23 protein-coding genes are annotated in these 25976 nt (G+C 47.2%); 7 read left to right on the forward strand and 16 right to left on the reverse strand.

The features are described from left to right. Nucleotides 1-420: 420 nt before the first annotated feature. Nucleotides 421-1470: a C45 family autoproteolytic acyltransferase/hydrolase gene (locus tag ACQCVH_RS20865; protein ID WP_426837502.1), complete on the reverse strand. Its 1050-nt coding sequence runs from the start codon at nucleotides 1468-1470 to the stop codon at nucleotides 421-423. Nucleotides 1471-1532: 62 nt separating this feature from the next. Further along, nucleotides 1533-2417, reverse strand: a complete 885-nt coding sequence (locus ACQCVH_RS20870) for an aminoglycoside phosphotransferase family protein (RefSeq protein ID WP_426837503.1) — start codon at nucleotides 2415-2417, stop codon at nucleotides 1533-1535. A gap of 276 nt (nucleotides 2418-2693) precedes the next feature. Here ACQCVH_RS20870 and ACQCVH_RS20875 point away from each other — a divergent pair, with 276 nt between their 5' ends. The 3 genes from ACQCVH_RS20875 (at nucleotide 2694) to ACQCVH_RS20885 (ending at nucleotide 4918) form a co-directional block, all read left to right on the forward strand. Next, entirely contained in the window at nucleotides 2694-3485 is a 792-nt protein-coding gene (locus tag ACQCVH_RS20875; RefSeq protein WP_426837504.1) for a transporter substrate-binding domain-containing protein, read from the forward strand. 63 nt (nucleotides 3486-3548) lie between these two features. Next, entirely contained in the window at nucleotides 3549-4193 is a 645-nt protein-coding gene (locus ACQCVH_RS20880) for an amino acid ABC transporter permease (RefSeq protein ID WP_009791872.1), read from the forward strand. Next, complete coding sequence (locus tag ACQCVH_RS20885) at nucleotides 4190-4918, forward strand: amino acid ABC transporter ATP-binding protein (RefSeq protein WP_426837505.1); 729 nt, start codon at nucleotides 4190-4192, stop codon at nucleotides 4916-4918. Before ACQCVH_RS20880 ends, ACQCVH_RS20885 begins: the two co-directional genes overlap by 4 nt. A gap of 232 nt (nucleotides 4919-5150) precedes the next feature. Here ACQCVH_RS20885 and abc-f read toward each other — a convergent pair whose 3' ends face one another. Then, entirely contained in the window at nucleotides 5151-6782 is a 1632-nt protein-coding gene (gene abc-f / locus ACQCVH_RS20890) for a ribosomal protection-like ABC-F family protein (RefSeq protein WP_426837506.1), read from the reverse strand. A 307-nt stretch (nucleotides 6783-7089) separates the two neighbouring features. Here abc-f and ACQCVH_RS20895 point away from each other — a divergent pair, with 307 nt between their 5' ends. Then, entirely contained in the window at nucleotides 7090-7245 is a 156-nt protein-coding gene (locus ACQCVH_RS20895) for a hypothetical protein (RefSeq protein ID WP_426837507.1), read from the forward strand. Nucleotides 7246-7249: 4 nt separating this feature from the next. Here the strand turns inward: ACQCVH_RS20895 and ACQCVH_RS20900 are convergent, their stop codons facing one another. Further along, nucleotides 7250-8125 (reverse strand): aminoglycoside 6-adenylyltransferase, encoded by an 876-nt coding sequence (locus ACQCVH_RS20900; RefSeq protein ID WP_426837508.1) that lies wholly within the window; start codon nucleotides 8123-8125, stop codon nucleotides 7250-7252. An 18-nt stretch (nucleotides 8126-8143) separates the two neighbouring features. Next, nucleotides 8144-8656, reverse strand: a complete 513-nt coding sequence (locus tag ACQCVH_RS20905) for a DinB family protein (RefSeq protein ID WP_426837509.1) — start codon at nucleotides 8654-8656, stop codon at nucleotides 8144-8146. A gap of 358 nt (nucleotides 8657-9014) precedes the next feature. On the opposite strand from ACQCVH_RS20905, the gene ACQCVH_RS20910 reads away from it, so the two are divergent. Continuing rightward, on the forward strand, nucleotides 9015-9500 hold the full coding sequence (locus tag ACQCVH_RS20910) for a DinB family protein (RefSeq protein WP_426837510.1): 486 nt from the start codon (nucleotides 9015-9017) through the stop codon (nucleotides 9498-9500). A 200-nt stretch (nucleotides 9501-9700) separates the two neighbouring features. Here ACQCVH_RS20910 and ACQCVH_RS20915 read toward each other — a convergent pair whose 3' ends face one another. The 6 genes from ACQCVH_RS20915 to ACQCVH_RS20940 form a co-directional block, all read right to left on the reverse strand. Next, nucleotides 9701-10720 carry a GGDEF domain-containing protein gene (locus ACQCVH_RS20915; protein ID WP_426837511.1) on the reverse strand — a complete coding sequence of 340 codons (1020 nt, stop codon included), beginning with the start codon at nucleotides 10718-10720 and terminating at the stop codon, nucleotides 9701-9703. Between the two features lie 203 nt (nucleotides 10721-10923). Next, a complete protein-coding gene (locus ACQCVH_RS20920) occupies nucleotides 10924-12618 on the reverse strand; it encodes an NAD-dependent malic enzyme (protein WP_426837512.1) in 1695 nt (564 codons plus the stop codon). Between the two features lie 267 nt (nucleotides 12619-12885). After that, on the reverse strand, nucleotides 12886-14232 hold the full coding sequence (locus ACQCVH_RS20925) for a 2-hydroxycarboxylate transporter family protein (protein ID WP_426837513.1): 1347 nt from the start codon (nucleotides 14230-14232) through the stop codon (nucleotides 12886-12888). A gap of 121 nt (nucleotides 14233-14353) precedes the next feature. Further along, nucleotides 14354-15061, reverse strand: a complete 708-nt coding sequence (locus ACQCVH_RS20930; protein WP_426837514.1) for a response regulator — start codon at nucleotides 15059-15061, stop codon at nucleotides 14354-14356. Further along, the gene (dcuS, locus tag ACQCVH_RS20935; protein WP_426837515.1) at nucleotides 15058-16659 is read right to left on the reverse strand and encodes a DcuS/MalK family sensor histidine kinase; all 1602 of its coding nucleotides are present in this window, start codon (nucleotides 16657-16659) and stop codon (nucleotides 15058-15060) included. Before dcuS ends, ACQCVH_RS20930 begins: the two co-directional genes overlap by 4 nt. Nucleotides 16660-16783: 124 nt before the next feature. Next, entirely contained in the window at nucleotides 16784-17524 is a 741-nt protein-coding gene (locus ACQCVH_RS20940) for a sulfite exporter TauE/SafE family protein (protein WP_426837516.1), read from the reverse strand. 448 nt (nucleotides 17525-17972) lie between these two features. Between ACQCVH_RS20940 and xylE the strand changes: the two genes are divergently transcribed. Next, a complete protein-coding gene (xylE, locus tag ACQCVH_RS20945; protein WP_426837518.1) occupies nucleotides 17973-19394 on the forward strand; it encodes a D-xylose transporter XylE in 1422 nt (473 codons plus the stop codon). A 70-nt stretch (nucleotides 19395-19464) separates the two neighbouring features. Here xylE and ACQCVH_RS20950 read toward each other — a convergent pair whose 3' ends face one another. From ACQCVH_RS20950 to xylA, 3 genes are all read right to left on the reverse strand, one after another. Continuing rightward, a complete protein-coding gene (locus ACQCVH_RS20950; RefSeq protein ID WP_426837519.1) occupies nucleotides 19465-20448 on the reverse strand; it encodes an aldo/keto reductase in 984 nt (327 codons plus the stop codon). 98 nt (nucleotides 20449-20546) lie between these two features. Beyond that, nucleotides 20547-22046 (reverse strand): xylulokinase, encoded by a 1500-nt coding sequence (xylB, locus tag ACQCVH_RS20955; protein WP_426837520.1) that lies wholly within the window; start codon nucleotides 22044-22046, stop codon nucleotides 20547-20549. A 22-nt stretch (nucleotides 22047-22068) separates the two neighbouring features. Further along, nucleotides 22069-23391: a xylose isomerase gene (gene xylA, locus ACQCVH_RS20960; RefSeq protein ID WP_426837521.1), complete on the reverse strand. Its 1323-nt coding sequence runs from the start codon at nucleotides 23389-23391 to the stop codon at nucleotides 22069-22071. Between the two features lie 218 nt (nucleotides 23392-23609). Between xylA and ACQCVH_RS20965 the strand changes: the two genes are divergently transcribed. After that, nucleotides 23610-24239, forward strand: a complete 630-nt coding sequence (locus ACQCVH_RS20965) for a YesL family protein (protein ID WP_426837522.1) — start codon at nucleotides 23610-23612, stop codon at nucleotides 24237-24239. A 21-nt stretch (nucleotides 24240-24260) separates the two neighbouring features. On the opposite strand, the gene ACQCVH_RS20970 is transcribed toward ACQCVH_RS20965, so the two are convergent. Together ACQCVH_RS20970 and ACQCVH_RS20975 are read right to left on the reverse strand one after the other, a co-directional pair. Then, a complete protein-coding gene (locus tag ACQCVH_RS20970; protein ID WP_009791896.1) occupies nucleotides 24261-25082 on the reverse strand; it encodes a carbohydrate ABC transporter permease in 822 nt (273 codons plus the stop codon). A 14-nt stretch (nucleotides 25083-25096) separates the two neighbouring features. Then, the gene (locus ACQCVH_RS20975) at nucleotides 25097-25975 is read right to left on the reverse strand and encodes a carbohydrate ABC transporter permease (protein WP_426837523.1); all 879 of its coding nucleotides are present in this window, start codon (nucleotides 25973-25975) and stop codon (nucleotides 25097-25099) included. Nucleotide 25976: the final 1 nt, after the last annotated feature.

Genomic DNA, 25976 nt, shown 5'->3' on the forward strand with positions numbered 1-25976 from the left:
TTTATTCCTTCTTTCATCCATATTGGCTGCTATACTTTTATGGACAAGGCAAAGAAGATCTTCCAACTATTCAATTTTCCGCATATAAAAAGGCTGCAAGAAGATATCTCTTCCTGCAGCCTGGATGCTATTATAATTTATCGCCAGTGAAGCCTGAAATGCACCCATCACAAAATAAGCCCATTTCAGCCTCTGGAGCAGCCTATAGCTGCCGGACTGATCCCGTAAATAATACATCCGGTCAAGTAAAGTAAGTTTCCTTCTAATTTGCCATTATTCCATAAAGAGCATAACAAATAGACCTAACCAGATTAGGCATTTTGAACACTCAATACAAAATACATATTAATTTTTAAAATCCATTAATATTGGCAATTAGTTGGTTCCATAAACTTACTTCCCCCTTCACAATTTTCTGTATTATCTCATTTTATCCTTTATTTGTAAATGGGCATACGGACTAATAATACCTTGCATTGCGGTTTGTTCTAGATCTTCCCCTGCAAGCCACTTTTTGAGATTAATCTGCAGCGGATCTTCTCCCCGGCAGAGAGAAGTAACTATCTGAGAATCCTGGAAAGAGTAGCCAAACGTGTGCAGTGTTCCAAAGAGATCTTCATAGTCAGTAAAAAACAGCGGTGACCCTGTGTCCCTGAACAGATCGAAGGTTTCCTGGAAAGAAAGCTGTTTACTTCCGATCAAATCGAGATAACCGGTTCGCTTGATCGACCCATCAATATGCTCACGATTCTTTCCGGCCATCTCTTCTGACCTGAAATGGTTGACGCAGGAATGAAGCACTTCCGGCCCTTGTCTTACCACTACCTTATCAGGGCTTGCCTCCACAGCCGCCTGATTGCCAAAGCTGTCCGCAAGGGAGAAGTTATAGCAGGCTGCATGAGGAATTTCTTCCAGCAGTTTGGCAGCCTCACTCACAGTGGCGCAAATATCCAGCACCATCCTCACACTTGTCCATGCCGATATCCCTTCCTGATAGCCATCGTGGCTGACAAAATGAAGCCCTGCCGCGAGCCCTTTTTCATTCACCCCATCATGCCGGCCGATGGCCTGAAGATTGTAGCCGGCTGACGCAAGAGCCGGCAGATTCTCTGATAGAGTGAAGATACCGTCATAGAACTCTGGGGAGAAATCATAATTGCGCACATAAAAGTCTTTCGTCATAACCGCTGTACAGCCCATCGCAGCCACCTTGGGCACATCATAACCGCTGAAAAGTGCAGCTGCCTTATGATAAGGAATCTCCAAGCCATCCGCGATCCCTTTTAATTCATCCAGGAGATGGGGAGAAAAAGCATTTAGGATTCTCTCCATTTTCTCTATATTGATATCAGCCTTTGTGACACTTTCAAATACATTCACGATAGGTTTCCCTGACAAGTGCCTGCCCAAGGCTGCACCATTTTCATATGGGCCCTTCCGCAGCTGCAAAATATCCGTTTTGAATTCCATATTGAAATCTCCTTTTGATAGACTCTACTGCTCATAAAGTTCAATGCTGTTTATAAAACCTATTACACTAAGGCTCTAAGCTTTCCCAGTCCTGTCTTCCAGTCCGGCTTCTTTCCATTCCGTACATCGTGAAGAAGCTCATGAAAAATAGGCTGAAGCCCGTAAAAGCTCTGAACCCTTTTAAAGAGGGCATCTCCTGATTCATTCGTCTGATACCAGGACAGGACCTCCTTGGTGAAGTCTTCGCCATATGCCCAGTAAATGCCCGCAAAATCAAACGCTGGATCTCCCAGCTGCGCATCGGTGAAATCAATGACCGCGCTGATACAGCCTTTCTTTTCACTGTAAATGATATTGGAAGCTGTCAAATCACCATGGATAATAGATTTTTTAATAGAATAGCCAGGTAATGCGTTCAAAAAATCCCTGAATATGCTATTAATCAGGTCCTTTTCCCTGTCTTTTAGATAAGGGAAAATTTCCTCCCTGACAGATGAATGCAGGGATTCCCAGTACTCAAATGTATGAAGGGTTTTCAGATTCATAGTGTCTGCTTCTGCAGGATCTATAGAGTGCAGCTTTGTTAAAAAATCGGCAAGAAGCCTGGCATTTTCCTGGTTATTCTTAATGAAGTCCATGCTGATATCGCCCAGCATCCTGCCTTCCAGATAGTCATACCGGACACATTTTAACATTTGATTCTTGTACAAATATTGATAGTCTGGGACTTGCAATAAGGGATGTTTCTTTTTCAGCAGATGCAAGAGCTTTCCTTCCGCCTCTACTTTTGAGATCACATTTTCAAATTTCGGAAACCTGAAGACGAGACTTTCATTAATGATCACAATATCGTTATCCCAGCCCTTATCATTTACTTGAAACTTATTTATTTTTAAATCTGGATATTCACCCGAAATGAACTTAAGATATTCTTCTTTCCCCAGCATATAAACCCCTGCTTTTCTCTAACTTAATGAAGGTATTTTCCCGTTTTTTTCCAAGTATATCATAAGAGACGCAGGTACAGGGCCTTTTGCCCCTCCCTTTTCCTCACACATAACCGCCTCACAAAGCCTTTCTTCCTTTCCCATCACATTGCAAAACCGGGACACATTACTCACCCAACTCTCCTGCTGAAAGCCTTTTCCTTTGAAATCACCTGTAAACTTTTGCTAACATTGGTAATGTAGTGAATTATCAAACAATAGATTCGGAGGGGTTAGATGAAAAAAATCCAATTATTCAGCTTTTTGATGCTAGTGATGCTGGTCCTGGCTGCATGCGGCACAGATGATGCAGACAGCAGCGGTGATGGAGGTAGCTCCGGTGACGGTGGAAACAAAACCTACACGGTTGGGACGGATACTACATATCCTCCGTTTGAGTTTGAAGAAGGCGGCGAGTATAAAGGGATTGATATTGACATCATTAACGCCATTGCAGAGGAAGAAGGCTTTGAGATTGAATTGAAGCCTATGGATTTCGGCGGCATCATCCCGGCCATCCTGGCTGACCAGCTTGATGTAGCCATTGCAGGCATGAGCATCACAGATGACCGCAAAGAAAAAGTTGATTTTTCAGACCCGTATTTTGATGCCGGGCTGACCCTTGTTGTTTCAGAAGATAACAGCGACATTACCAGTATAGACGATTTAAAAGGGAAAGTAGTCGCCGTTAAGAATGGTACAACAGGCGCGGAGCATGCCGAGGAAATTAAAGAGGAAGCCGGCATAAAAGAAGTCCGCCAATTCAATGACAGCCCGTCCATGTTCCAGGAAGTGGCCAACGGAAACGCAGACGTGCTGATTGAAGACTATCCGGTTATCGCGTACGCCATTAAAACAAGCGGCCTTGATCTGAAAACCGTCGGGGACCGCCTGACCGGCGACCAGTACGGCATCTCTGTAAAAAAAGGCGAAAACCAGGAGCTGCTGGAAAAAATCAACAGCGGCCTCCAGAAGATAAAGGATAACGGCACATACGATGAGATTTTAGGCCGTTATCTTGAAGAATAAGAATTTGCTCAGCGCGCTCCTCAAAAGCGCGCTGTCTTTTTCGAGAAAGAGAGGAGCAGCGATTTGGATATTTTCATAGAAGCCCTTCCTGTCTTATGGGCCGGGCTAAAACTGACTGCATATATTACCGTTCTCGGTCTGCTGTTTGGATTCATCATCGGGCTGATCACCGCACTTTTCCGCCTTTCCCCGATTCCGCCTTTAAGGTGGATCGCCATTTGGTTCATCAACTTAGTACGGGGAACACCTTTCCTCGTTCAATTATTTTTCATTTACTTTGGGTTGAATTCACTTTCGTTCATTTCGCTTGAGCCTGTAACGGCAGGTATTGTCGGCGTTGCAATCAATGCAGGCGCCTATATAGCTGAAATCATCCGGGCCGGCATTCAGTCCATCGATAAAGGGCAGACAGAAGCTGCCCGCACACTGGGGCTGACAAGTACGCAGACCATGCGCTATATCATCCTGCCCCAGGCTTTAAGAAGGATGCTGCCGACATTTGTGAACCAGGCCATCATCAGCCTGAAAGACACCTCCCTCCTGTCGGTCATCGGAATAGCCGAACTGACTCAAAGAGGGCAAGTCGTCGTATCGGCGACCTATGAACCTTTTAAAATATGGGGCATGGTCGCGCTCATGTATTTCATACTGATCTACCTGCTCACCAAGCTTGGCGACTTTATTGAAAGGAGATATCAGCTGCGATGAGCGTAATCCAAGTCCATAATCTGAAAAAATCATTCGGCGAACTAGAAGTATTGAAAGATATCAGTACAGAGGTAAAAGAGCAGGAAGTGGTCTGTGTTGTCGGCCCTTCCGGCTCTGGAAAGAGTACCTTTCTGAGATGCCTGAATAAACTTGAGGAAATTACGGATGGCCATGTCATCGTGAATGGAAATGACATAACCGACCCTAAAATCAACATCAATAAAATCCGCCAGGAAGTCGGGATGGTGTTCCAGCACTTCAACCTTTTCCCTCATAAAACAGTGCTGCAGAATATTACGCTGGCCCCGATGAAAACGAAGGGCGTCGACAAAGAAACTGCAAAAAAGAAAGCCCTTGAACTTCTTAGAAAAGTAGGGCTTGAGGAAAAAGCGGACAGCTATCCCGGCGAATTATCCGGCGGGCAAAAACAGCGTGTTGCCATTGCCAGGGCACTTGCCATGGAACCAAGGGTCATGCTGTTCGATGAACCTACCTCTGCCCTTGACCCTGAAATGATCGGGGAAGTGCTCGAGGTTATGAAAGACCTTGCCCGCGAAGGCATGACAATGGTCGTCGTCACTCACGAAATGGGATTTGCCCGCGAAGTCGGGGACCGCGTCATCTTCATGGACGGCGGATACATCGTTGAAGAAGATGTCCCAGGCGAATTATTCGGCAATCCTAAGCATGAACGGACTAAGGCTTTTCTTGGCAAAGTGCTTTAGGCCAGGCGTGTGGATACAACAGGAAGGAGCCCTGCTGCGGCGGCAGGGCTCCTTTTGATTTGGACTTTTGAAAAGGCGGGTTGCTAATATATTAGTGAAACTGCTAATAAAAAGCGAAAGTTGCTAATATATGGTGAAAGTTACTAATAAAATCAAAAAGTTGCTAATATATCCTGAAAGTTGCTAATATCCGTCCCCTGCACCCTTCCTCAGTCTAATATCCGCCCAAAATTCAGTCCAACTCCCTTATCTTTCTTGTCAGCTCATTAAATTTCGAGTCCAAATCCTGATAGTCTTTGTCTTTCGGCGTCATAAAGCTGAGCTTGCCAAGCACTTCCTGCCTTTCGGTTTCAAGCTTCATACGCAGTTCTTCCCGGTCATCTCTTGTCTCCAGTTCCTGGCCGAATTGCCTTTGAATAGTCCCGTCTGCAATCACGAGCTTGCTGCTGGTTATTTTCTCAAGAAAATAGCGGTCGTGCGACACTGCCAGAAGTGTACCTGGATAGGCTGACAGGGTTTCTTCTAGCTGCTCGCGTGACGGCAGGTCAAGATGGTTGGTCGGCTCATCAAGGATCAGCACATCTTTCTCTTCTAAAATATACTCCATCAGCTTACATTTTACGCGCTCGCCCATGCTCATATTTCTGATAGGCTCCTTCCACTGCGATGCCGTAAAGCCGAGATGCTTCATCAAGGTTTGGACCTCCCCTCTCTCCGCAAACGTTTCCCGGTAAAAAAGATCCTCCGGCGTCTTTTCGAGCGGCAGATCGAATACTTCCTGCGTCAAATAGCCGACACTGGCTGCCGGCGATATCCAGACCTCGCCGTCTGCTGTTTCCTTCCCCATGATGATTTTCAGGAAAGTCGTCTTCCCGCTGCCGTTCGGCCCTGTAATTGCGACCCTTTCGCCATGCTGGACTGTAAAATGCACCCCTTCAAACAGCCTGCGTCCATCAAAGGATTTCGCAAGATCCTTCACTTCTAAAAAACGCTTGCCACGCTTTGTGTTGGCCGAAATTGAAAAGCGGACCTCATGCTCAGGTGCGACAGGAGCTGCTTTTGATTTTTCCAGCTCTTTTTCCAGCCGCTTCCGTTTGGATTTCACCTGTGAATCAAGGCGTTTTGCCTTCACGCGGTGATATTCCTTGAAGCCTTCCTCTTTTGTTGATTTGGCATGGCCGGTGTTTGCACAGGAGCTTAATTCATTCAGCTGTCCCTCAATCCGCTCGACCATTTTCTGCTGCTTTTCGTATTCCCGCTGCTGTGCGAGCCGTTTCTGCCTCCGGGCCTCCATATAACTGGAATAACTCCCTTTATGCTCTATCAGCTGCTTATCCTCGATCGACCAGATTTTAGAAACCACTTCATCCAAAAAGTGGCGGTCATGGGAGACGAGGATGATCGTCCCTTTATAGACTTCAATCTGTTCCTTTAAAATTTTCATGCTCTGCTCATCCAGATGGTTGGTCGGCTCATCGAGCAGCAGCAGGTCTGCACCCGCAGCAAAGCCCTTTGCGAGCCGGGCCTTCAGCTTCTCCCCGCCGCTCATCAGCTCAAAGACTCCACCAGGAACCTGCCATTTTTCCAGCAGCTTTATTTCTAATGGAGATTGACGCCCGGATATATAGGATTCGGTTTCCTGCTCTACCATCAGGATCTCCGCTTTCGGTCCGACCCACTGAATCTGCCCGCTGGAAGGCTGTCTCTCTCCGGCAATCAGCTGCAGCAGAGTGGATTTGCCTGCACCATTTTTTCCGATGATGCCGATCACTTCTCCCTGCCGGACGCTGCTACTCACACCTTCAAACAAACTCACATCCGTGATTTCATAGCTTAGGTCATTCAGTTTCAACATTTCCTTCATACCATCATCCCTCTCTTTAAGGGAGAACAAAAAAATCCTCCCAAATCAATTGGAAGGATTAGCCGTACCTTTGCATCAGCAAATAAACCATTAATGTTAATGGCTGAATGATGTATAGATGAAAAATGGGCAGACTAATCCTATTTTTTGTGTGAATTGAAATATGCTATTTCAATCGAGAAAAAATAAGATCAGTTATCCATCGTCCACCCATCATTCCTTTCGCACTTAGTTGGATATTAGTATACCACAAAATGGCGGAACATTGTGATATAATACGTAAAAATAAGGAAAAGGAGGACTCACTATGTCTGGCAAAAAAGTTGCCGTATTCATCTTTGTGGGTGTTTTGGCTTTGGTGATTGTTTTATTCGTTGTTATGCAATTGTTCTTCAGTTATATGGAAACCAATGATGGTACGGCCTTCAATACTCCTTCTGCTTATATTGCTGAAAAGTTATAGAGCCTCACACCTGCCGCTGCTGTTTGCTATAAAAAGATTCCACCAGCCCTGCCGCATATGCATCCCCTTCTTCAGGATAGTGGAGATTCATGTTTTCACAGACATCTTTTGCAGTTTCTCTGAAAAAGCTCATCGTATCATGCAGGGCTTTCCAGACATCCTTTTCTTCATAACCTCCATAAAGATTCTTATAGGCAGCCACAGTCTCAGGATCGGCCCATTTTTCAAAAAAACGGTTCCCGTGCCAGGTGTCAAAAGCAGGGCCGTGGTTAAGCTTGGCCTGCGTCCTTACCAGCTGCATGAGCAGTTGCTTCATATAAGAGTCACACATCGATTTTGCGTCAAGCAGCTCGCCTCGCCTGATTTTTTTTGCAGCCAAGACGGCATGGTACCAGAAGTCATGAATAGTATTGCCAACCTCATCTGGACCAGGCATTTGAGGGCCAGGCAGCTTTTGCGGGGCCTGACGAACCAGGGTTGTAACCGCGCCGTCCTTGTCGAACAGTACTCTCACACCCTTTGCAAAAACGCCAAGGGGCTCAGGATCCTGCTCAAGCTCCTGCAGTGCAGAAAGCGGGAAAAAAGCGAAATCGACATCAAGCCCTTCTTCAAACAGAACCCTTCTTTCCTTGCCTCCCCCAACGGCAGTATTTTCAAGGAACGTCAGATAATGCTTCCCTATTTTCCTCAGCCAGCCTGTATCATCAAGAAAGGCAGACGGGTTGTCCACGATGGCTACAAGATCAAGATCGGAATACTCATCAGCCGGCACCTCCTTTCTCGCCCTCGAGCCCACAATGAGCGCCGCACGGATATTTTCATCGTTTTCCGCCATCTCCATAAATCTCGCTATAATTGTTTCATAAGTCAGTTTGTCCATTGTTTGACTGCCCCTTTTTTACTCATACTTTTCAATTCCCAGCCTTTCCTCCAGCTCCCCCTTCTGACGGAGATGATGCAGGAAATGCATTTCTGCCAGCACATACCATTCCTTAGCATTCAGCCATCCGAAACCTCCATGCTCCCTTTTGAGGTTTGAATGAGTCTTATGCAGTTTTTGCCCGAATCCCTCCATCCTCTTTTCCAGCTCTGCAAGTCTTTCAAGCAATGAAGCTGGTGTACCTGAATTGTCAGGCGGCTGATTCATCTCATCCGGCAGCCTGATTTTAACAGGCGGGAATCCTCCGTCCCTGAACAGCTTTTCACCGAATTCCGTTTTCCCGTTGTTATGTACAGAGTCACCCGCAGCGCATGCTTCTGCTTCATCCAAATACTCATGGGCCACCACAATCACATGATCATACATCTGCGCCAGAGACCAAACACCATTCGCAGGAATCTGACTCAGCTGCTCTAAACTATACTTTTCGAGGCTTTGTTTATAAATCTCCATGACACTCTGCTCCACCATTATTTCCGCTCCTTTCCTAAGTCCCTAACAATATATTCTCCACACAAATAAAGAAGTCCTTTGAGGCCGGGGGGTCAGGTCCCTCGGCCCAAAGAGGCCGGGGGGTCAGGTCCCTCGGCCCAAAGAGGCCGGGGGGTCAGGTCCCTCGGCCCAAAGAGGCCGGGGGGTCAGGTCCCTCGGCCCAAAGAGGCCGGGGGGTCAGGTCCCTCGGCCCAAAAAAGGTTTTCTATATTCCAACAAAACCACCTTATAGCTGTAGCTGAATAAGCGATCCTTTATCAGTTAGACAACATTTTAATAGGATTATCTCCAATTAATCTAGAATATTATTAACAAATCCTAAATGGAGAGTGTTACCATGATCCTTGATTTAGAGCAATATGTAAAATATCTGGAAGGTATTCATAAACGAACGATGCAATATGTGAAAGCAATACCTAATGAACTTTTAGAATGGAGGCCTTCTGAAAATAAATTTTCTACAGGTGATTTATTGCGGCATATTGCATCAGCCCGATTAATGTTTCTTGGTATATTCGAGCATGGGACCTGGATATACACCGGACATGATACTGGTAAGGGTGCTTCTATTGAAGATATCTCAAATTATTTAGAGGCATGTCAGATGAAGCTAACAGAGGGTATATTAAGAATTGGCAGCGATGCTTTGACAAAAAAAGTATTCACCCTGCACGGTCATGAAGTGAGTGCCTGGAGAATACTTATGGCAATTCCGGAGCACGAGATTCATCATCGAGGACAAATCTCTGCATATTTACAAATGAACAAAATTGAACCACCCCAAATTTTCGGATTGAAAATTGAGCAAGTTAAAACATTATAATTAGGAAAGAGCTATGCACATCTAAAGCTTTTTTGTGTCTTGCTATGCCAGACTGCCTGGTTTATTTTATATGCCCAGTAATTTTACTCACATTATGCAAAAAGCAGTGCAATTCCTTTGTGGAATCAACACTGCTTTTTTAATTATTTTTTCCTGCGCGGGTATGAGACGAAGGGACAGTCTTCTTGCCCGCACTTGGCCTATATGAGCGTCACCCGGTTCCGCCCCTCATGTTTAGATTTATACAGTCCCTGGTCAGCTCTTGAGAGCAGGGAATCTACAGTATCACCGCTTCTATACCGGGTCACGCCAAAGCTGGCAGTCTGATTCCCAGCCGGAGGAAAGCTGCTTTCCATAATCACCTTCCTCAGTTTCTCAGCCATTTGTGCTGCGCTTTCCTCTGTTTTTGGAGTAAGAATGATAAACTCTTCCCCTCCCCAGCGCCCAAAAAGCTCAGCATCTGTCAGCTGATGTTCAACCAGGGACGCCAGCTGCTTCAGAACAAGATCACCAGCATCATGGCCATAAGTATCATTCACACATTTAAAATGGTCAATATCAAAAAAGATAACAGAAAAACCTTCTGGTTTTTTTATCCATTCTTCAAGCCGCCCATCAATTTGAAGCCGGTTTGCAATTCCAGTAAGCGAGTCAGTAAAGGCGACCCTTTTCATGCTTTCAAGCTCTGAAAACAGCTTGAACAGGTGAAGGGCTATATAGAATACAATAATATAAAAAAGGTAGGCTAAATAGAACTGAGCCAGTGACTCAAGGCTTTCACCAGAGGCATTTTCGAGATTCATCAGTCCAAAGGCAAAAATAATGATAAAAATGAAAAGGGAAAAAACAACACCCCGCTTAGCCCTTAAAATCAGGAAGAAAATCAAAATCACTGCCGGAACCCAGATGACAGAGACCCCAAATGCCCCTTCCTTCCCCTTTCCGATATAATTAAAGATGCCATCATAAATGATTGCAATATGAGCAGCGCTGATGATCGCCAAAGTGGCGAGCTCAAAAGCACGCAAAAACTTTCTTTTATAAACAGCAGCCCAGCTTATGATATTCCAAGCTATCAAAATCCTTGTCAGATATGTTTCCATATTGTCTTCCGAATCATTTTCCATAAGAATGTAACTAACCATCGCCAACAGAATCAAAGGAATCATATACAGATAGATCATACGTTTAAAATCCATATATGAAGTAATCTTTTTCAAATAAGCTTCCCCTTTAAGTCGCAGTGCCAGTTCTGCTTTATAAACTTCTTTCTCTATCTTACAAACAAATGGAAAAAAGTCCAGCCCTCACGCGACAGATCGCATTTATTATACCAAAATGGGCCGCTGAACCTGTCCCCCTGGCCCAAAACCCAGCATTGAACAACAAAAGAGGGACAGCAAAATCTGTCCCCCTTGTACCGCTATTTACTCTTAATTTGTTTGTATTCAGGCTTCCACATAGCATTGTCGACTGCTTGTTCGATGTCGTCGATCTTGGCTTTGGCGATGCCTTCCTGGACGGCTGCCTTTGCGACTTCAATAGCGACATGCCTTGATACATCAGCCAGTTTAGTGATGGCTGGCAGCAGGGACGCACCAGGCGTGCTGCTGTCGGATTTTTCCGCAACTGCATTGGCTGCAGCGGCGAACATGCCTTTTGAAATGATTTCAGCTTTAGCCACGATCGCTCCGAGACCGAGGCCCGGGAATACGAATGCGTTATTGGACTGGCCGATTTCATGGCTGATTCCGTTATATTCCACATTCGCAAACGGGCTTCCTGTGGCAATAAGCGCCTTGCCGTCGGTCCAGTTGAATAGATCCTCAGGCACCGCTTCAGCAAGAAGAGTCGGGTTGGACATTGGCATGATGATCGGTCTATCAACATGCTTGGCCATTTCCTTTACAATTTCCTCTGTGAAGGCGCCGGCCTGGCCGGAGGTGCCGATCAGGATCGTAGGCTTGACCCGCTTCACCACTTCCAATAATGTAATCGTGCCAGCTCCGTCTCTTTCCCAATCCTTGACTTCTTCTGCACTCCGCACATAAGGCTTCTGGAATTTCAGGACATCAGGCGTTTCTTCCGTCAGCAGTCCGCGATAGTCAAACGCCCAGAAGCGGTCATATGCTTCTTCACGGTCAAGCCCTTCAAGTATCATCGTTTCTGCCATCTGGTCAGCATTTCCGATTCCTGCTGCCCCGGGTCCAAAAACAAGGATGCGCTGGTCTTTCAATGATCCGCCTGTCACCTTCAGGGCAGACATGACGGCAGCCAGTGTAACCGCCCCGGTCCCCTGAATATCGTCATTGAAAGTCAGGATTTCATTGCCGTACTTTTCCATGATGTTACGGGCATTAACATTTCCGAGATCTTCCCAGTGAAGAAGGACATTCGGGAAGAATTTCCTTGCAGTTACAACGAACTGGTCGACAAACTGCTCATAGCGTTCACCGCGGACACGCGGGAATTTGTTTCCGATATAAAGAGGATCATTGATCAGGGTCTCATTGTTTGTCCCTACATCAAGCACGACCGGAAGTACGCGGCTTGGGTCTATGCCGGCTGCCGCTGTGTAGACAGCAAGCTTTCCGATTGCGATATTGATCCCGCCTACGCCCTGGTCGCCGATGCCAAGGATGCTTTCAGAATCAGTCACAACAATCAGATCGATTCCATCATGCGGCTTATTCAGGTTTTCGAATGCCTTGTCCATTTCCTCCGGATCCTCTATGGTCAAATAGAGTCCGCCTGGACGGTGATATTCATGGGAATAGCGCTGGATCGCCTCACCGACAGTCGGTGTATAGATGATCGGCAGCATCTCGTTCAAGTGATCCCTAAGGAGACGGTAGAACAGGACTACATTACGATTATATAAGTCATAGAGCACTCCGTTTTTGAACATATTGTTCGTCCGTCTGGAGAACTGCTCATACGCACGAGTTGCCTGTTCATCAAGAGTCAGCACCTGGGTTGGCAGCAAGCCCTGAAGCCCCAGATCATCCCTCTCTTCTTTTGTAAATGCGACGCCTTTATTCAAATAAGGATTCGATAGAAGCTCTTTTCCTCTCAAGTCTGTATAAATTACGTTTTTTGCACTCTCAGAAGCAGTCATAAATCTTCCTTCTTCCTTTCATTTTGAGTCTTTTTCCGCACTCTTCCATGTTAGTAGCCTTTACCCATTATCTCCAGGTTATTTAACTAAAATTATTTAAAAAAGCAAGCAGCATCACACGCTGCCCGCCTATTCCAGAATCCATTAAATACTATTGCAGCTTTTCTGTCAATTCATGGGCCAGGGGGTCAGGTCCCTTGGCGCGGTTTTCGAGCCAGGGGGTCTGTCCCCTTGGCCCAGCCCCCTCAGCCCAGCCCCAAACCCGGTTCAGTTCAAAATCTTCATTAACAGAATCGCAAGGATGACCGTTGATGCGCCGCCGATTCTTGTGGAGACCTGGGCGAACGGCATCAGGGACATGCGGTTGGAGGCTGAAAGGATGGCAACATCGCCTGTTCCGCCAAGACCGCTGTGGCATCCTGTGACGATTGCGGCATCGACAGGATACATTTTCATCAGCTTTCCTGTGAGGTATCCTGTTGACACCATTGCCAGGACGACCGCTACACAAACAATAATATAAGAAGGCGTTACGATTTTTACAACATCTTCAAGCGGGATATACAGCATTCCCAGGCCGACCATTAATGGCCATGTGAGGCTGGATGAAACAAATTTATAAAGATGGAATGCACCCTGCTCCATTTTGGCAGGCATAACCTGAAGGCATTTCACAAGCGCTGCGGCAAAAATCATCAGGACCGGTCCCGGAATGCCCAGCAGTTTGTGGCCAAGGCCGCCGATGATGTAGAAGCTGCAGGCAATCAGGAGCCCTGCCCCCATCAGCGGGAACTCGACAGGCTTGTTGATTGTCGAAGATTCGGTGATTCCGTCTCCGCCCTTCGATTTGACAAGGACGCCTTTTCCTGTAAGCTCCGGCTTTTTTTCCCCTAAGCGGGACAGGATGCCGGCACAGATGATTGCGGCAATATTCCCGATGACCGCTGCCGGGATCAGCTGTCCCACAAAAGATTCAGAGGTCTGTCCAAGAACATCCGCGTAGCCGATGGAAAGAGGCAGGATTCCTTCCCCGATTCCTCCGGCAATGATTGGGACAACAATATAGAATAAAGTATGCTTCACATCATAGCCGAACAGCAGTCCGACAAGCACGCCTGCGCAGATCGATGCGAGTGTGCCCAAAATCAGCGGCACGAACATGCGGGTAAAGCCCTGGATAAGGACCTTGCGGTTCATCCCAAGAATGCTTCCCACAACTAAAACAGAAATATACAGGTACAGGAAGTTGGATGTTTTCATCAGCTGGGTGACAGCATCCATTCCGGTTGTATTAATGATATTAAAAAAGACCAATATAGAAGGAACGAGCAGCGATAAAATCGCCGGGCCCCCAATATCCTTCAGGATCGGGATCCTCATCCCGATATCGCCAAGCAGGATTCCCATCGCCATAATGACGGCAAATCCGCCGATCATATCAGCCGGCAGCGATTCGTAAGCCGCAGCAGCATACACAACAAGTGCTATTAAAACATAAAGCGGAAGCGGCACAGCTCCTACTTTTATACTTCCCAATTTTGCAAAAAAGCCTTTTTTCTCTTCCCTTTTATCTTCTGGTGCAGAAATCGGCTGCAGTTTCTTAGCTGGTTCCATAAAGCTTTCCTCCCATCTGTTCTACATGTCCATCTTAATTTTTCTAAAAGCGTTTTCATAGATTATGTAATTAGAGAAATTCTTTTTGAAATTAAAAAAAGTAAGCAGTTTCAGAAACTGCTTACAAAAAGTTTTTAATAAGATGCTCTTTATATGGATTATACTCATGCTGGTACACGGGACGGCCGATCGTGCCATAGATGACCTTCACATCCAGTATGCCAAGCTCTTTTAAAAAGTTCAGGTATTTCCGCGCTGATACTCTTGAGACGCCTACCGCCTCGGCCATTTCGTCGGTAGAGAACGGTCCTTCCCTGAGCTCCTGCACGGCCTCCCAGACCTGCTTCAGCGTATCCTTTGTCAGTCCTTTCGGCAGCTCTTCCGCGACTGCCGGCTCCTCGCGCCGCAGCAAGTGGCTGTCCAGCTCCTGCTGGGTGACCTCTTCCCTCTTTTCAGCGAACCGGGTCTGCTGCTCATAGGCAGACAGCGCCGCATTGAACCGTTCAAATTCAAATGGCTTGATAAGATAATCCACCACACCGGAACGCAGAGCCTGCCTGATACGGTCCATATCCTTTGCCGCAGAGATAATGATCACATCAGTTCCCAGCTCTTTTTTCCTCAGATAAGTGACCAGCTCAAGCCCAAGCCTGCCGGGCATATAAATATCAAGGAGAATCAGCTGGATGTCCTCCTTCTCCAGAAGACTGACCGCTTCATCGACCGACCTGGCCGACGCAGCCAGCCGGAACCCTTCTACCTTGGCAAGATACCGTTTATTAATTTCAGCGACCATCGGATCATCTTCAACAATCATTACATTGATCATGTCTCTTCATCCCCTGCTTTATAAGGTATATAGACGGCAAACTGAGTCCCCTTTCCTGCCTTGGTGGAAATGATCAGCTCCCCCTCCAGCTTACCAACTGACTGTGTGACCAGATACAGACCGAAGCCCCTGTCCTTCCCTTTTGTGGAAAAACCCTTCTCGGAAATCTGATCCTGGATTTCCTTTGTCATACCGATTCCTGTATCTCTTACTTCTATTGTTAAAATATCCTCTGCATAATCCAGCATTAACTCCACCCTTTTGACCGGCCTTCCCGATACAGCCTCCAATGCATTGTCAATTAAGTTGCCGATGATCGTGATCAGATCATGGGTGATTTCCGGATCAGCGGGCTTTGGCAGATTATCTGCACAGTCAAACGACAGCACCGCCCCCGATTCCCTGGCATTGCTCAGCTTGCCGATAAGAAAACCGGCCAGGACAGGATCCTGGATCTTCTTTGTCACAAATCCCATTTCATTCTCCCGGTGATTGACCGTTTCATTCACATACCTGGCAAGATGCTCGTACTGTTCTGTATGGACCATCCCCAGAATGACATGGAGCTTGTTCATGAACTCATGAGCCTGTGCCCTCAAAGCATCTGCATAATTGCGGACGCCTGTGAGCTGTTCGGCGAGCAGCTGGACCTCCGTCTTATCCCGGAAGGTCGCAATGGCGCCGACGAGCTGATTATCCACCACGACCGGCACCCGATTCACAAGAATCGTCACACCGTGGAAGCTCTGCTCCTGGTCAAGATGTGTTTTACCTGTGATCAGGACATCCTTCAGGCGGGTTTCCGGAAGATAATCCTCAATCTGCAGCCCAACCGGATCCTTCTCAATACCGGCCTTCTGAAAAAGCTTCCTTGCCGCCCGGTTAACCAGCGTAATCTTCCCGGTCTGGTCAACGGCAATGATCCCTTCACGCACAGACTGCAGCATCGAGCTCCGCTCCTCCAGCACCTTTGCAATCGCGGAAGGCTCCAGTCCCAGCAGGATTTTTTTAATATACCTGGCTAGTATGACCGCACCGATAATCCCCACTAGAATGCCGATCAATGTGCCGATGTAGATCGCGTTCTGGCTCTTATGGACAGCCTTCGTTACCGTCTCAAGAGAAATCCCGACTGCCACAGCCCCTATCTGCTCTCCTGTGCTGCCAATGACAGGAGTGAATGCCCGCATCGATGGACCGAGTATGCCTTTGGAATAGGAAACATACTCTTCCCCCTTCAGGACAGGGCCTTCATCCCCGCCCCTGAAGTGCTTTCCTATCTCAGATGACTCCGGATGTGACAAGCGGTAGCCCTTCATATCCAGTACAACAATGAAATTAACATTCGTAAGCACCCGCATTTCATTGGCAAAATCCTGGACCCCTGCCCCCTCAGGCCCCCCTGTCAAAGCATCTTCAACAATCCGGCTGTGCGATATCATTTTAGCGACATTCAGCGCTTTATCCTCCTGTGTTTCCTCAACACTGGAGGTGACCCTGCTGCTGATCAGCAGGTCGGTGATCATAAGGGAAATCATGACCACCACACAAACAAATATAATAATGATGGCTTGCAAGCTCCAGCGGCCCTTCTTCATAGTTTCCTCCAGCCATAAATTTAATTTAAGTATTCTCCTCAACACCTTTATCCACACAAACTATTGACAAAAGACCGCAGAGCCCTCCCCTGAGGAAGAACCTTGCAGTCTGTCTTTTCCTATTTCAGAACAGCAGAATGAATCCGGCCATAATAGGTGTCAGCACCATGGCACTTTTTAAAACCGGAAGCGGCACATAATTGGTGAACCGCGCTCCGAGGTATGAACCGATCATCGTTCCGGCCAGCACCTGCAGCAGCAGGATCGCATCAAAATATCCTTCAAAATAGTAGCCTATGCCGCCGGCCAGTGCAATTGGCAGGATGACCAGCATCGTTGTCCCGACAGACTTCTGCACAGAGAGGCCTAAGACGGCTAATAGCCCAAGCTGAATGAAAGGCGCAGACCCTATTCCAAACGTGCCTGACAGCAGGCCGCAGACGATCCCCACAAAAGCAGCTTTCAAAAACAGCCTGCGCTGCGGCTCTGCTCCCTTGTCCTCCATCCGGCTGACAATGAACAAACGGACCAGCAGCATTACAGCTGATAGAAATAGCATTCCGGCCGTCAGCCAATGAAGCGAATCAACCGGGATCCACACCGCAATCCCTGAGCCCAGGAATGAAGTGACCGCTCCAAAGCAGCCGACAGCCAGTCCCATTTTCACATCAATATTGCCCTGCCGGTAATGGCTGTAAGCCCCCGACATGGTCGTAAACACCATCGCCGCAAGCGACGTCCCAAGCGCCGTATGGATCGGCACTCCGAACACCACCGTCAAAAGCGCAATAATAAATCCGGATCCCCCGGCCCCGATAAAACCAAGCAAAATCCCCAATAACAGCATCGTAAACGTAATAGCCAAGCAAATCCCCCCTCTTAAGCAGCTCCAGCAGAATTCATAAATGGAAGAAAAGCACCAGCTACTATTATAGAACTTTACAAAAGCACGGGAGAATTTTGTAATTAAAAAAACCAGGGGGTCAGGATGTTGGGCCAGGGGGTCGGGTCCCTTGGCTCGGTTTTGGGAGTGGGCCAGGGGGTCTGACCCCTTGGCTCAGTTTTTGGGAGTGGGCCAGGGGGTCTGACCCCTTGGCTCCTTCTTTCTATCCGCAACTTAGTTCATTCATTAGACAAACTTAAAATAGTCTGCTATAATTCAATTATTCATTATTGTAAAAAAATTATCAGCAGGGGAGGGAATAGGCAGTGCCTTTCATTTTATGCCGATAAATGTAAACGCTTCAAAAATTACCGTAACAATGTAAGCGTTTTAACTATCATTCCAGTATAATGAAACCTGCCCTTCACACATGACGAAACAGTATAATGGTTCGCTTTACATCTTCTCGATTACACTCGTTGCCACTCTTGGCGGCCTGCTCTTTGGCTACGATACAGCTGTCATATCCGGAGCCGAGAAATCGATTCAGACCTATCTGGTCGATAGCCTGGGCTTAAGCTCGTTCATTCATGGAGCCACCATCTCCAGCGCCCTGATCGGCTGCATCATCGGCGGACTGATCTCCGGCTATTTCTCATCAGCTCTTGGCCGCAAAAAATCACTGATCATTGCAGCCGTATTATTCCTTTTATCAGCCCTTGGCTCAGCTTACCCTGAGTTTCTCTTCTTCTCAGCAGGTGAACCTACTATCGGCCTTCTGCTGACATTCAATCTTTACCGCATCATCGGCGGCATCGGCGTCGGCCTTGCTTCCGCCATTGTGCCAATGTACATAGGGGAAATCGCCCCGGCAGCCATCAGGGGCCGGCTCGTTTCTTTCAATCAATTTGCCATTATTTTCGGCATGCTGGTCGTTTATTTTGTCAATTGGGGAATCGCCCGCGGGCAATCAGTGGAATGGATCAATGAAACCGGCTGGAGATATATGTTCCTTTCAGAAGCCATCCCGGCCCTGCTTTTCTTCATATTCCTGTTCTTCGTGCCTGAGACGCCCCGCTATCTGTCTCTGAAAAACCAGGACGAAAGCGCATTGAGAATCCTATCAAAAATCAACGGCCCGGCAAGCGCCAAACAGATCCTCAGCGAAATCAAAGGTTCTATGAATGCGACTGCCGAGAAAATGTCCACCTTTGCTTTTGGAAAAAAAGTGATTGTCATCGGCATCCTGCTATCCGTTTTCCAGCAGTTTGTCGGCATCAATGTGGCCCTGTATTATGCACCGCGCATTTTTGAAAGTATGGGCGCTGCAAAGGATGCCTCCATGCTGCAGACGATTGTCATGGGACTGGTCAATGTCATCTTTACGGTCATCGCCATCATGACAGTCGACAAATGGGGACGCAAGCCGCTCCTTATCGTCGGTTCGATCGGAATGGCGGTCGGCATGTTCGGTGTCGCGGGCCTCGCTTTTGCCAATATCATCGGCATCAGCACGCTCTTGTTCATCATTGTGTATACCGCTTCCTTCATGATGTCCTGGGGACCGATCTGCTGGGTATTGATTTCCGAGATCTTCCCGAACCGGATCAGAGGCCAGGCGGTAGCAATCGCGGTTGCCGCCCAATGGGGTGCCAACTATCTGGTCTCCTCAACCTACCCAATGATGATGGAATTCAGCGGCGGCATGACTTACGGCATCTATGGCCTGATGAGCGTCCTTTCAGCCATCTTCGTGTGGAAGTATGTGCCTGAAACAAAAGGCAAATCCCTGGAGCAGATGGAAAGCCTGTGGAAGGCACCTGCCGAAACAAAACGTTCTAAAGCAATGTAAGCTATAAAACGGAACAGTAAACCTGTTCCACCCAAAAAAGGCCTCCAGCCAAAGCTGGAGGCCCTTCCTATTAATATACGCCCCGGATATGGGCATGCACTTCCTTCTGATAAAAGTTCTTCAGCTTCTGCAGTTCTTCTTCACTGAACGGCTTTGCTTTCAGTGCTTCGAGATTGCTCTCCACCTGCTTCACATTCCGGAAGCCCGGGATGACTGTGCTCACCTCCGGCTGCTGAAGAATCCATTTGATGGCAGCTCCTGCCATGCTGCCTCTGCCTTCTTCAATCCACTTCACCTGCTCGCTCAGCTCGACGCCTTTTCCAAAATCAAGTCCGCCGAATGTTTCGCCGACATTAAAGGCTTCTCCATTGCGGTTGAAGTTGCGGTGGTCATCCTGCTCAAACGTGGTATCCTTTGAAAACTTTCCAGTAAGAAGCCCGCTGGCCAGCGGCACACGCGCAAGAATTCCAACCTTCTTCTCCATAGCCATTGGAAAAAGCTCATCCAGCGGCTTTTGCCTTAACAGATTGAAAATGACCTGCAGGGCGCTTGCCTTTGTATTCTCCAGGCAGAAAATCCCTTCCTCGACCGTTTCCACACTGACGCCATAGTAGCGAATCTTTCCTTCCTGCTTCAGCTGCTCAAGCACTTCAAAAACGCTGCCATCCTTCAAAATCTCCATAGGCGGACAATGGATCTGATAAAGGTCGATTGCCTCCCGCTCCAGCCTTTTCAAGCTGTTTTCGCAAAAAGAACGGACACTATCCATTGAATAGGTTGCCGGATCATAAATATCAGCGCTGCGGCAGAACTTTGTAGCGATATGAATGGAATCCTCCTTGCCTTTCGTGGCCTTCGCCAAAAGCTCCTCGCTATGACCATCACCATACACATCGGCCGTATCAAAGAAATTGACGCCCGCATCCATGGCTCGTTCCAGAGCTTTGAGAGCTTCTCCGTCATCTGTCTTTCCCCATGAGCCGCCGATCGCCCAAGTGCCAAAGCTCAGTTCACTTACTTTCAAACCGGTATTGCCAAGCTGATTATATTTCATTTCGCCAACTCCTTCTTTTATACAGAAACCCTGAAGGCTGCCCCGGGACTTTGCATATATGATGCATCCTTCCAAGGCAGCCTTCTGGTTTCATATGGTTATTTTCGATAGGCCAGCAGCTTTTCATTAAGCGCTTTTGTCTGCCCGTAGACTTCCTGGTATACAAAGAATAATTCTTGGTAAATCTTCACATTTCCTGCATCGGGGACAAATTCTTTTTCAACCTTTAAGAATGCATCGCCGCACTCCTTCATGGAAGAAAACCACCCGCTGCCATAGGCCGCAATCATAGCCGCACCCATGCCAGGACCCTGCTCGCTCGAAAGCTTCACAATTTTGCTGTTGAAAATATCCGCCTGCATCTGCAGCCAGTCTTCATTCTTCGTGCCGCCGCCGGTAGATACGATGGTATCGATCTTCTTGCCATTCTCTCTGAAGATAGCCAAAGATTCGTTCAGCGAAAAAGTGATCCCTTCCATAACGGCACGGACGAAATCCTTGCGTTCATGAGAGCTGTCCATCCCGATGAAGCTCGCCCGGATGCTTGCATCCGCATGCGGGGTCCGCTCCCCGGATATGTAAGGCGTGAACAGCAGGCCGTTCGAACCTGGAGGGACAGTTCCTGCTTCAGCAAGCAGTTCCTCAAAGCTCTCTTCCGCTGCAAACACATTCCGGAACCAGCTCAGGCTGTGGCCTGCTGCAAGAGTCACTCCCATCGTGTAAAAAACGTCCTCAGCCCCATGATTGAAATAATGGACTTTCCCCCCGAAATCTTTATCGCTGCTGCTTTCATAAGAAAGGACCACACCAGACGTACCGATGCTGCAAAGGGTTTTCCCATCCTCAAGGATACCGGAGCCGATCGCTCCGCAGGCATTGTCGGCACCGCCGGCAAATACCTGGACAGAAGCCGGAAGGCCGGTCGCTGCTGCAAACTCAGCAGTGATATTCCCCGTCTTTTCATGAGATCCAACCAATGGCGGGCAAAGTGCTGTGTCAATATCGAGAATATCGCAGATCTCGCTGCTCCATTCTTTTTTCGCAATGTCCAATAGCAAAGTCCCCGCTGCATCGGAATATTCCATCTGCAGCTCACCTGTCAACTTGAACCTTACATAATCCTTAGGAAGGACAAAGGTTTTCGCCTTTTCATAAATCTCCGGCTCATGCTCCTTCACCCAAAGCAATTTCGGCAATGTAAAACCTTCCAGTGCCGGATTCTTCGTAATCTCAAGCAGCCTCTCTTCGCCGACCCGATCGTAGATCTCACGGCACTGTGCCGTCGTCCTTGTATCATTCCAAAGGATGGCATTCCGAAGCACTTCATTGTTCTCATCCAGAAGGACAAGGCCGTGCATCTGCCCGGAAAAACTGAGTCCCTCAATGTCTTCCGGATTTCCGCTGAATTTTTGGAGCAGTTCAGACAGCCCTGCAGCTGTCTGATTTACCCACTCTTTTGGATCCTGCTCGCTGTAGCCGGTCTTCTCCTGGATCAGGGGATAGTCCTTGGAAACCTCCTGGATCACATTCCCCTTTTGATCGACCAGCAATATTTTTACCGCACTTGTTCCTAGGTCAACGCCGATCACATATTTCATAGCTGCACCTGCCCTCTAAGAGTTACTCTCCCGCATAAGCCCTTAACAGATATTGATTGATCGTTGCCTTGATGCTTTCGAGGCGGCCGGACTGGTGCTTCACTTCAGTCAAGCCCAATGCATGCTCCTCAAGCTTATGGAAGTCTGTCCTTCCTTCAACGATCTCAAGGCCGATGCCTTCTGTATAGCTCTTATAGCGGTTTTCAACTACATTGTCCAGCACCTTGTCATCAATCAGCTTTTGCGCAACCTTCAGGCCAACCGCGAAGCTGTCCATTCCGGCGATATGGGCGTGGAAAAGATCTTCAGGCTCAAATGAACCCCTTCTTACTTTCGCATCGAAATTGAGCCCGCCGCGGCCAAGTCCGCCATTTTTAAGGATTTCGATCATTGCCAGTGTAGTAGAATACAAGTCTGTCGGGAACTCGTCTGTATCCCAGCCAAGCAATGGATCACCCTGGTTGGCATCTACAGAGCCAAGCATGTTGTTCACACGTGCATAGTGAAGCTCATGTTCAAACGTATGGCCGGCCAATGTTGCATGGTTTGCTTCAATATTGAATTTGAAGTGGTCCTGCAACCCGTAATGCTGCAGGAATGCATACCCTGTCGCCACATCGAAATCATATTGGTGAGTAGTCGGCTCTTTTGGCTTCGGCTCAATCAGGAACTGGGCATCAAAGCCGATTTCCTTCGCATAATCCACTGCCATGTGCATGAAGCGGCCAAGATTATCCATTTCAAGCTTCATGTCTGTGTTTAAGAGAGTTTCATAGCCTTCACGGCCGCCCCAGAACACATAGTTTTCTGCGCCGAGTTCTTTTCCTACCTCAAGGCCTTTCTTGATTTTCGCTGCCGCATACGCGAAAATATCCGCGCTGTTTGAAGTTGCAGCACCATGGACGAAGCGTGGGTTCGTGAAGTTATTCGCCGTATTCCAAAGCAGCTTTGTTTTGCTGTCCTTCATATAATCTTTAATCATGCTGACGATGATATCTAAATTCTGGTTGGTTTCTCTTAAGCTGCTTCCTTCTGGAGCAATATCTACATCATGGAAGCAGAAGAATGGCACATCCAGCTTTTCAAAAAATTCAAATGCCGCCTCTACGCGCGCTTTTGCCAGATCCATTCCCGTGTACTTATCCCAAGGGCGAAGCATTGTGCCAGTACCGAACGGATCAGAGCCGTCCATTGTGAACGTATGCCAGTAAGCTACACCAAAACGCAGGATTTCTTCCATTGTCTTGCCGCCGATTTTTTCCTCCGGGTTATAGAATTTAAACGCAAATGGATTGGTTGATGCTGAACCTTCATATTTAATCTTTTCAATGTTAAAATAAGCCATTTTTCGTTCCTCCCAGAATCATAGTAAAGTTCTTTAAGAATCTTATGAGCAGATTCTTTTAGATTATCTTTTTATAAAATGTAAATGCTTTCAAAAAGAATTATATCAATATTTCATTTGTTTGTCTATTGAATAAACAAAGATTACTTATAATACTGCGAAATCGTTTTCAATCCAGTATAATAGTCTTACCCGAGATAATTTGGAGGTTTTCTGCTATGGTAAGCAGCGTTTTATACCGGATATTTGAATGGATTACCCGTTTTGCTTATATGAATCTCTTATGGATACTATTCACCCTTTCGGGGGGCATCCTGTTTGGGTTCTTTCCCTCCACCCTTGCCATGTTTGCCATCACAAGGGACTGGCTGAGGGGGAAAACAGGTACACCCCTGTTCCCCAGCTTCCTTTCATACTATAAAAAGGATTTCTGGAAGGGCAACCGCCTGGGCTTCATCATCATCATCACCGGTTCCCTGGCCGGCTTCAATCTTTGGTTCACCCAGGCCGGCTTTGAGGTGCTCACATGGGCCTATGTCCCTTTGCTCGCGTTCATGATGATTTTTCTGCTGTTTCTTCTTTATCTTTTTCCGGTATTTGTGCATTTTGATTTGAATGTCAGACAGCTTATCAAACAGGCCCTGCTGATCATGCTCGTCAATCCGCTCCACACCGTATTGATGATTCTCTGCCTTGCTTCGCTTTACTATATCACTCAGCTGGCTCCGGCGCTTGGTTTTATATTCGGCGGCAGTGCATCAGCTTTTGTCATCATGTGGCTCTGCCTCCATGCCTTCAATAGAATCCAGCGGAAGCAGGCCAAACAAAAAACACTTTCTCCCGATTGAAGGAGAAAGTGTTTTTTGTTATTATCCTTTAACTGCACTTGAGGAGATCCCTTCAACAACTTTATTGCTGAAGAAAAGAAATGCCAGCAGGATCGGAAGCACACTGATGATGAGTGTTGCACCGATCGCGCCCCAATCAGTCATATACTGACCAATGAAGTTCTGGATTCCGACCGTAAGGGTTTTATACTGATCAGAGCTGATAAAGGTATTGACGAAAACAAACTCATTCCAGTTATAAATCATATTGATGATCACAGTGGTCGACATGATCGGGATCGTCATAGGCAGAATGATTTTGAAAAACATTCTGTGGACTGAACAGCCGTCCATGATTGCCGCCTCTTCAATTTCGCGCGGCAGCGTATAATAAAAGCCGAGAAGGATCATCATTGTAATCGGCAGATTATACGCCGTATACGTAATGACGATTGACCATGGATTGTCGATCAGATTTACATTTAAGAACATGCTGAACAGCGGAATGATCGCTGAATGGATCGGGATCATGAGCCCGACCATGAATAGCCCAAGCACTAATTTGCTCAGCTTCCACTGCATCCTTGTAATCGCAAAAGTCGCCATGCTCGCCAGGATTACGGTTAAGAGGATGGCCACGCCTGTAATCCAGATGCTGTTCCAGAAGTAGATGCCAATGCCGCCTTCCCAAACTTTGCTGTAATTTTCCCACCTGAATTCAGTAGGCAGCGAAAATGGTGATTTTGAGAAGATTTCCTGGTTATTTTTTAAAGAAAACAGGAACAGCCAAATGACCGGGAAGACCTGAAAGATGGCTACGATGGCCAGGCAAAGATAGAGTATGAAGTAACCTGCTCGTTTCATTGTACAACCCTCGCTTAATATTGAATTTCTTCTTTAGTAGCTGTTGCCTTGCGCACAATCACTGTCACAATCAGCGTAATGATCAGGAGCAGGAAGCCGATGGCACTGCCGTATCCGAAGTCATTGCTTGCAAAGGCCAGTTTATACATATAAGATGCCATGACCTCGCTGGCGCCATTTGGGCCGCCGCCGGTCATTACATAAATCAGGTCAAAGTATTTCAGTGACCCGACTACAGCAAGCACAATCGTTACTTTCACAACACCCATGATCAATGGGAGCTTGATTTTCCAGGCAATCTGGAGCGGTGTGGCCCCATCGATCCTGGCTGCCTCAACCAATGATTCCGGAATGTTCTTGAGTGCTGCATAGTAAATCAAAATATAAAACCCTGCATATTGCCACAAGATAGGGATAAAAATCGCATAAAGAACGATTGACGGTTCTGCCAGCCATGCTGGAGGATCATCTGCACCGAGGGCCATCAGGATGCTGTTGAGCATTCCGTTGGTCGGGTTGAATACCTTGATCCACAGCTGTGCAATCGCAACAGATGACAGCAGCATCGGGATCAGATAGATTTTTCTTAACAAATCTGCCCCTTTAATCCGGGAAGCCAATATCATTGAGATGGCCAGATAAATAACCAGGCTCAGCGTTGAAAATACGGCAAGCAGGAAAGAATGGTAGGCACTGTCCCAAAACTTCCCGTCCTGGATGGCATTGATATAGTTTTCCAGCCCTATGAACTCCATAGCTCCGATGCCATCCCAGTCCATCAGGCCGTAATAACCGGTCAAGATCAGAGGGATGAAGATGAGGATACCAATCAGAAGGAGTGCAGGGAGAACGTATAATGCGATAATCCACTTGTTTGACATTACTTTATTCATC

The sequence above is a fragment of the Bacillus infantis genome, assembly GCF_050107595.1.
GTDB lineage: Bacteria > Bacillota > Bacilli > Bacillales > Cytobacillaceae > Bacillus_AB > Bacillus_AB infantis_C.

Excerpts from the sequence above, each read along its gene's own strand:
- ACQCVH_RS20920 (WP_426837512.1), bottom strand. The coding sequence starts at position 12,618 with ATGACTGCTTCTGAGAGTGCAAAAAACGTAATTTATACAGACTTGAGA.
- ACQCVH_RS20905 (WP_426837509.1), bottom strand. The coding sequence starts at position 8,656 with ATGGTGGAGCAGAGTGTCATGGAGATTTATAAACAAAGCCTCGAAAAG.
- ACQCVH_RS20965 (WP_426837522.1), top strand. The coding sequence starts at position 23,610 with ATGGTAAGCAGCGTTTTATACCGGATATTTGAATGGATTACCCGTTTT.
- dcuS (WP_426837515.1), bottom strand. The coding sequence starts at position 16,659 with ATGAAGAAGGGCCGCTGGAGCTTGCAAGCCATCATTATTATATTTGTT.
- ACQCVH_RS20930 (WP_426837514.1), bottom strand. The coding sequence starts at position 15,061 with ATGATCAATGTAATGATTGTTGAAGATGATCCGATGGTCGCTGAAATT.
- ACQCVH_RS20875 (WP_426837504.1), top strand. The coding sequence starts at position 2,694 with ATGAAAAAAATCCAATTATTCAGCTTTTTGATGCTAGTGATGCTGGTC.
- ACQCVH_RS20895 (WP_426837507.1), top strand. The coding sequence starts at position 7,090 with ATGTCTGGCAAAAAAGTTGCCGTATTCATCTTTGTGGGTGTTTTGGCT.
- xylE (WP_426837518.1), top strand. The coding sequence starts at position 17,973 with ATGACGAAACAGTATAATGGTTCGCTTTACATCTTCTCGATTACACTC.
- ACQCVH_RS20900 (WP_426837508.1), bottom strand. The coding sequence starts at position 8,125 with ATGGACAAACTGACTTATGAAACAATTATAGCGAGATTTATGGAGATG.
- xylB (WP_426837520.1), bottom strand. The coding sequence starts at position 22,046 with ATGAAATATGTGATCGGCGTTGACCTAGGAACAAGTGCGGTAAAAATA.
- ACQCVH_RS20975 (WP_426837523.1), bottom strand. The coding sequence starts at position 25,975 with ATGAATAAAGTAATGTCAAACAAGTGGATTATCGCATTATACGTTCTC.
- xylA (WP_426837521.1), bottom strand. The coding sequence starts at position 23,391 with ATGGCTTATTTTAACATTGAAAAGATTAAATATGAAGGTTCAGCATCA.
- ACQCVH_RS20885 (WP_426837505.1), top strand. The coding sequence starts at position 4,190 with ATGAGCGTAATCCAAGTCCATAATCTGAAAAAATCATTCGGCGAACTA.
- ACQCVH_RS20870 (WP_426837503.1), bottom strand. The coding sequence starts at position 2,417 with ATGCTGGGGAAAGAAGAATATCTTAAGTTCATTTCGGGTGAATATCCA.
- abc-f (WP_426837506.1), bottom strand. The coding sequence starts at position 6,782 with ATGAAGGAAATGTTGAAACTGAATGACCTAAGCTATGAAATCACGGAT.
- ACQCVH_RS20925 (WP_426837513.1), bottom strand. The coding sequence starts at position 14,232 with ATGGAACCAGCTAAGAAACTGCAGCCGATTTCTGCACCAGAAGATAAA.
- ACQCVH_RS20910 (WP_426837510.1), top strand. The coding sequence starts at position 9,015 with ATGATCCTTGATTTAGAGCAATATGTAAAATATCTGGAAGGTATTCAT.
- ACQCVH_RS20865 (WP_426837502.1), bottom strand. The coding sequence starts at position 1,470 with ATGGAATTCAAAACGGATATTTTGCAGCTGCGGAAGGGCCCATATGAA.
- ACQCVH_RS20950 (WP_426837519.1), bottom strand. The coding sequence starts at position 20,448 with ATGAAATATAATCAGCTTGGCAATACCGGTTTGAAAGTAAGTGAACTG.
- ACQCVH_RS20970 (WP_009791896.1), bottom strand. The coding sequence starts at position 25,082 with ATGAAACGAGCAGGTTACTTCATACTCTATCTTTGCCTGGCCATCGTA.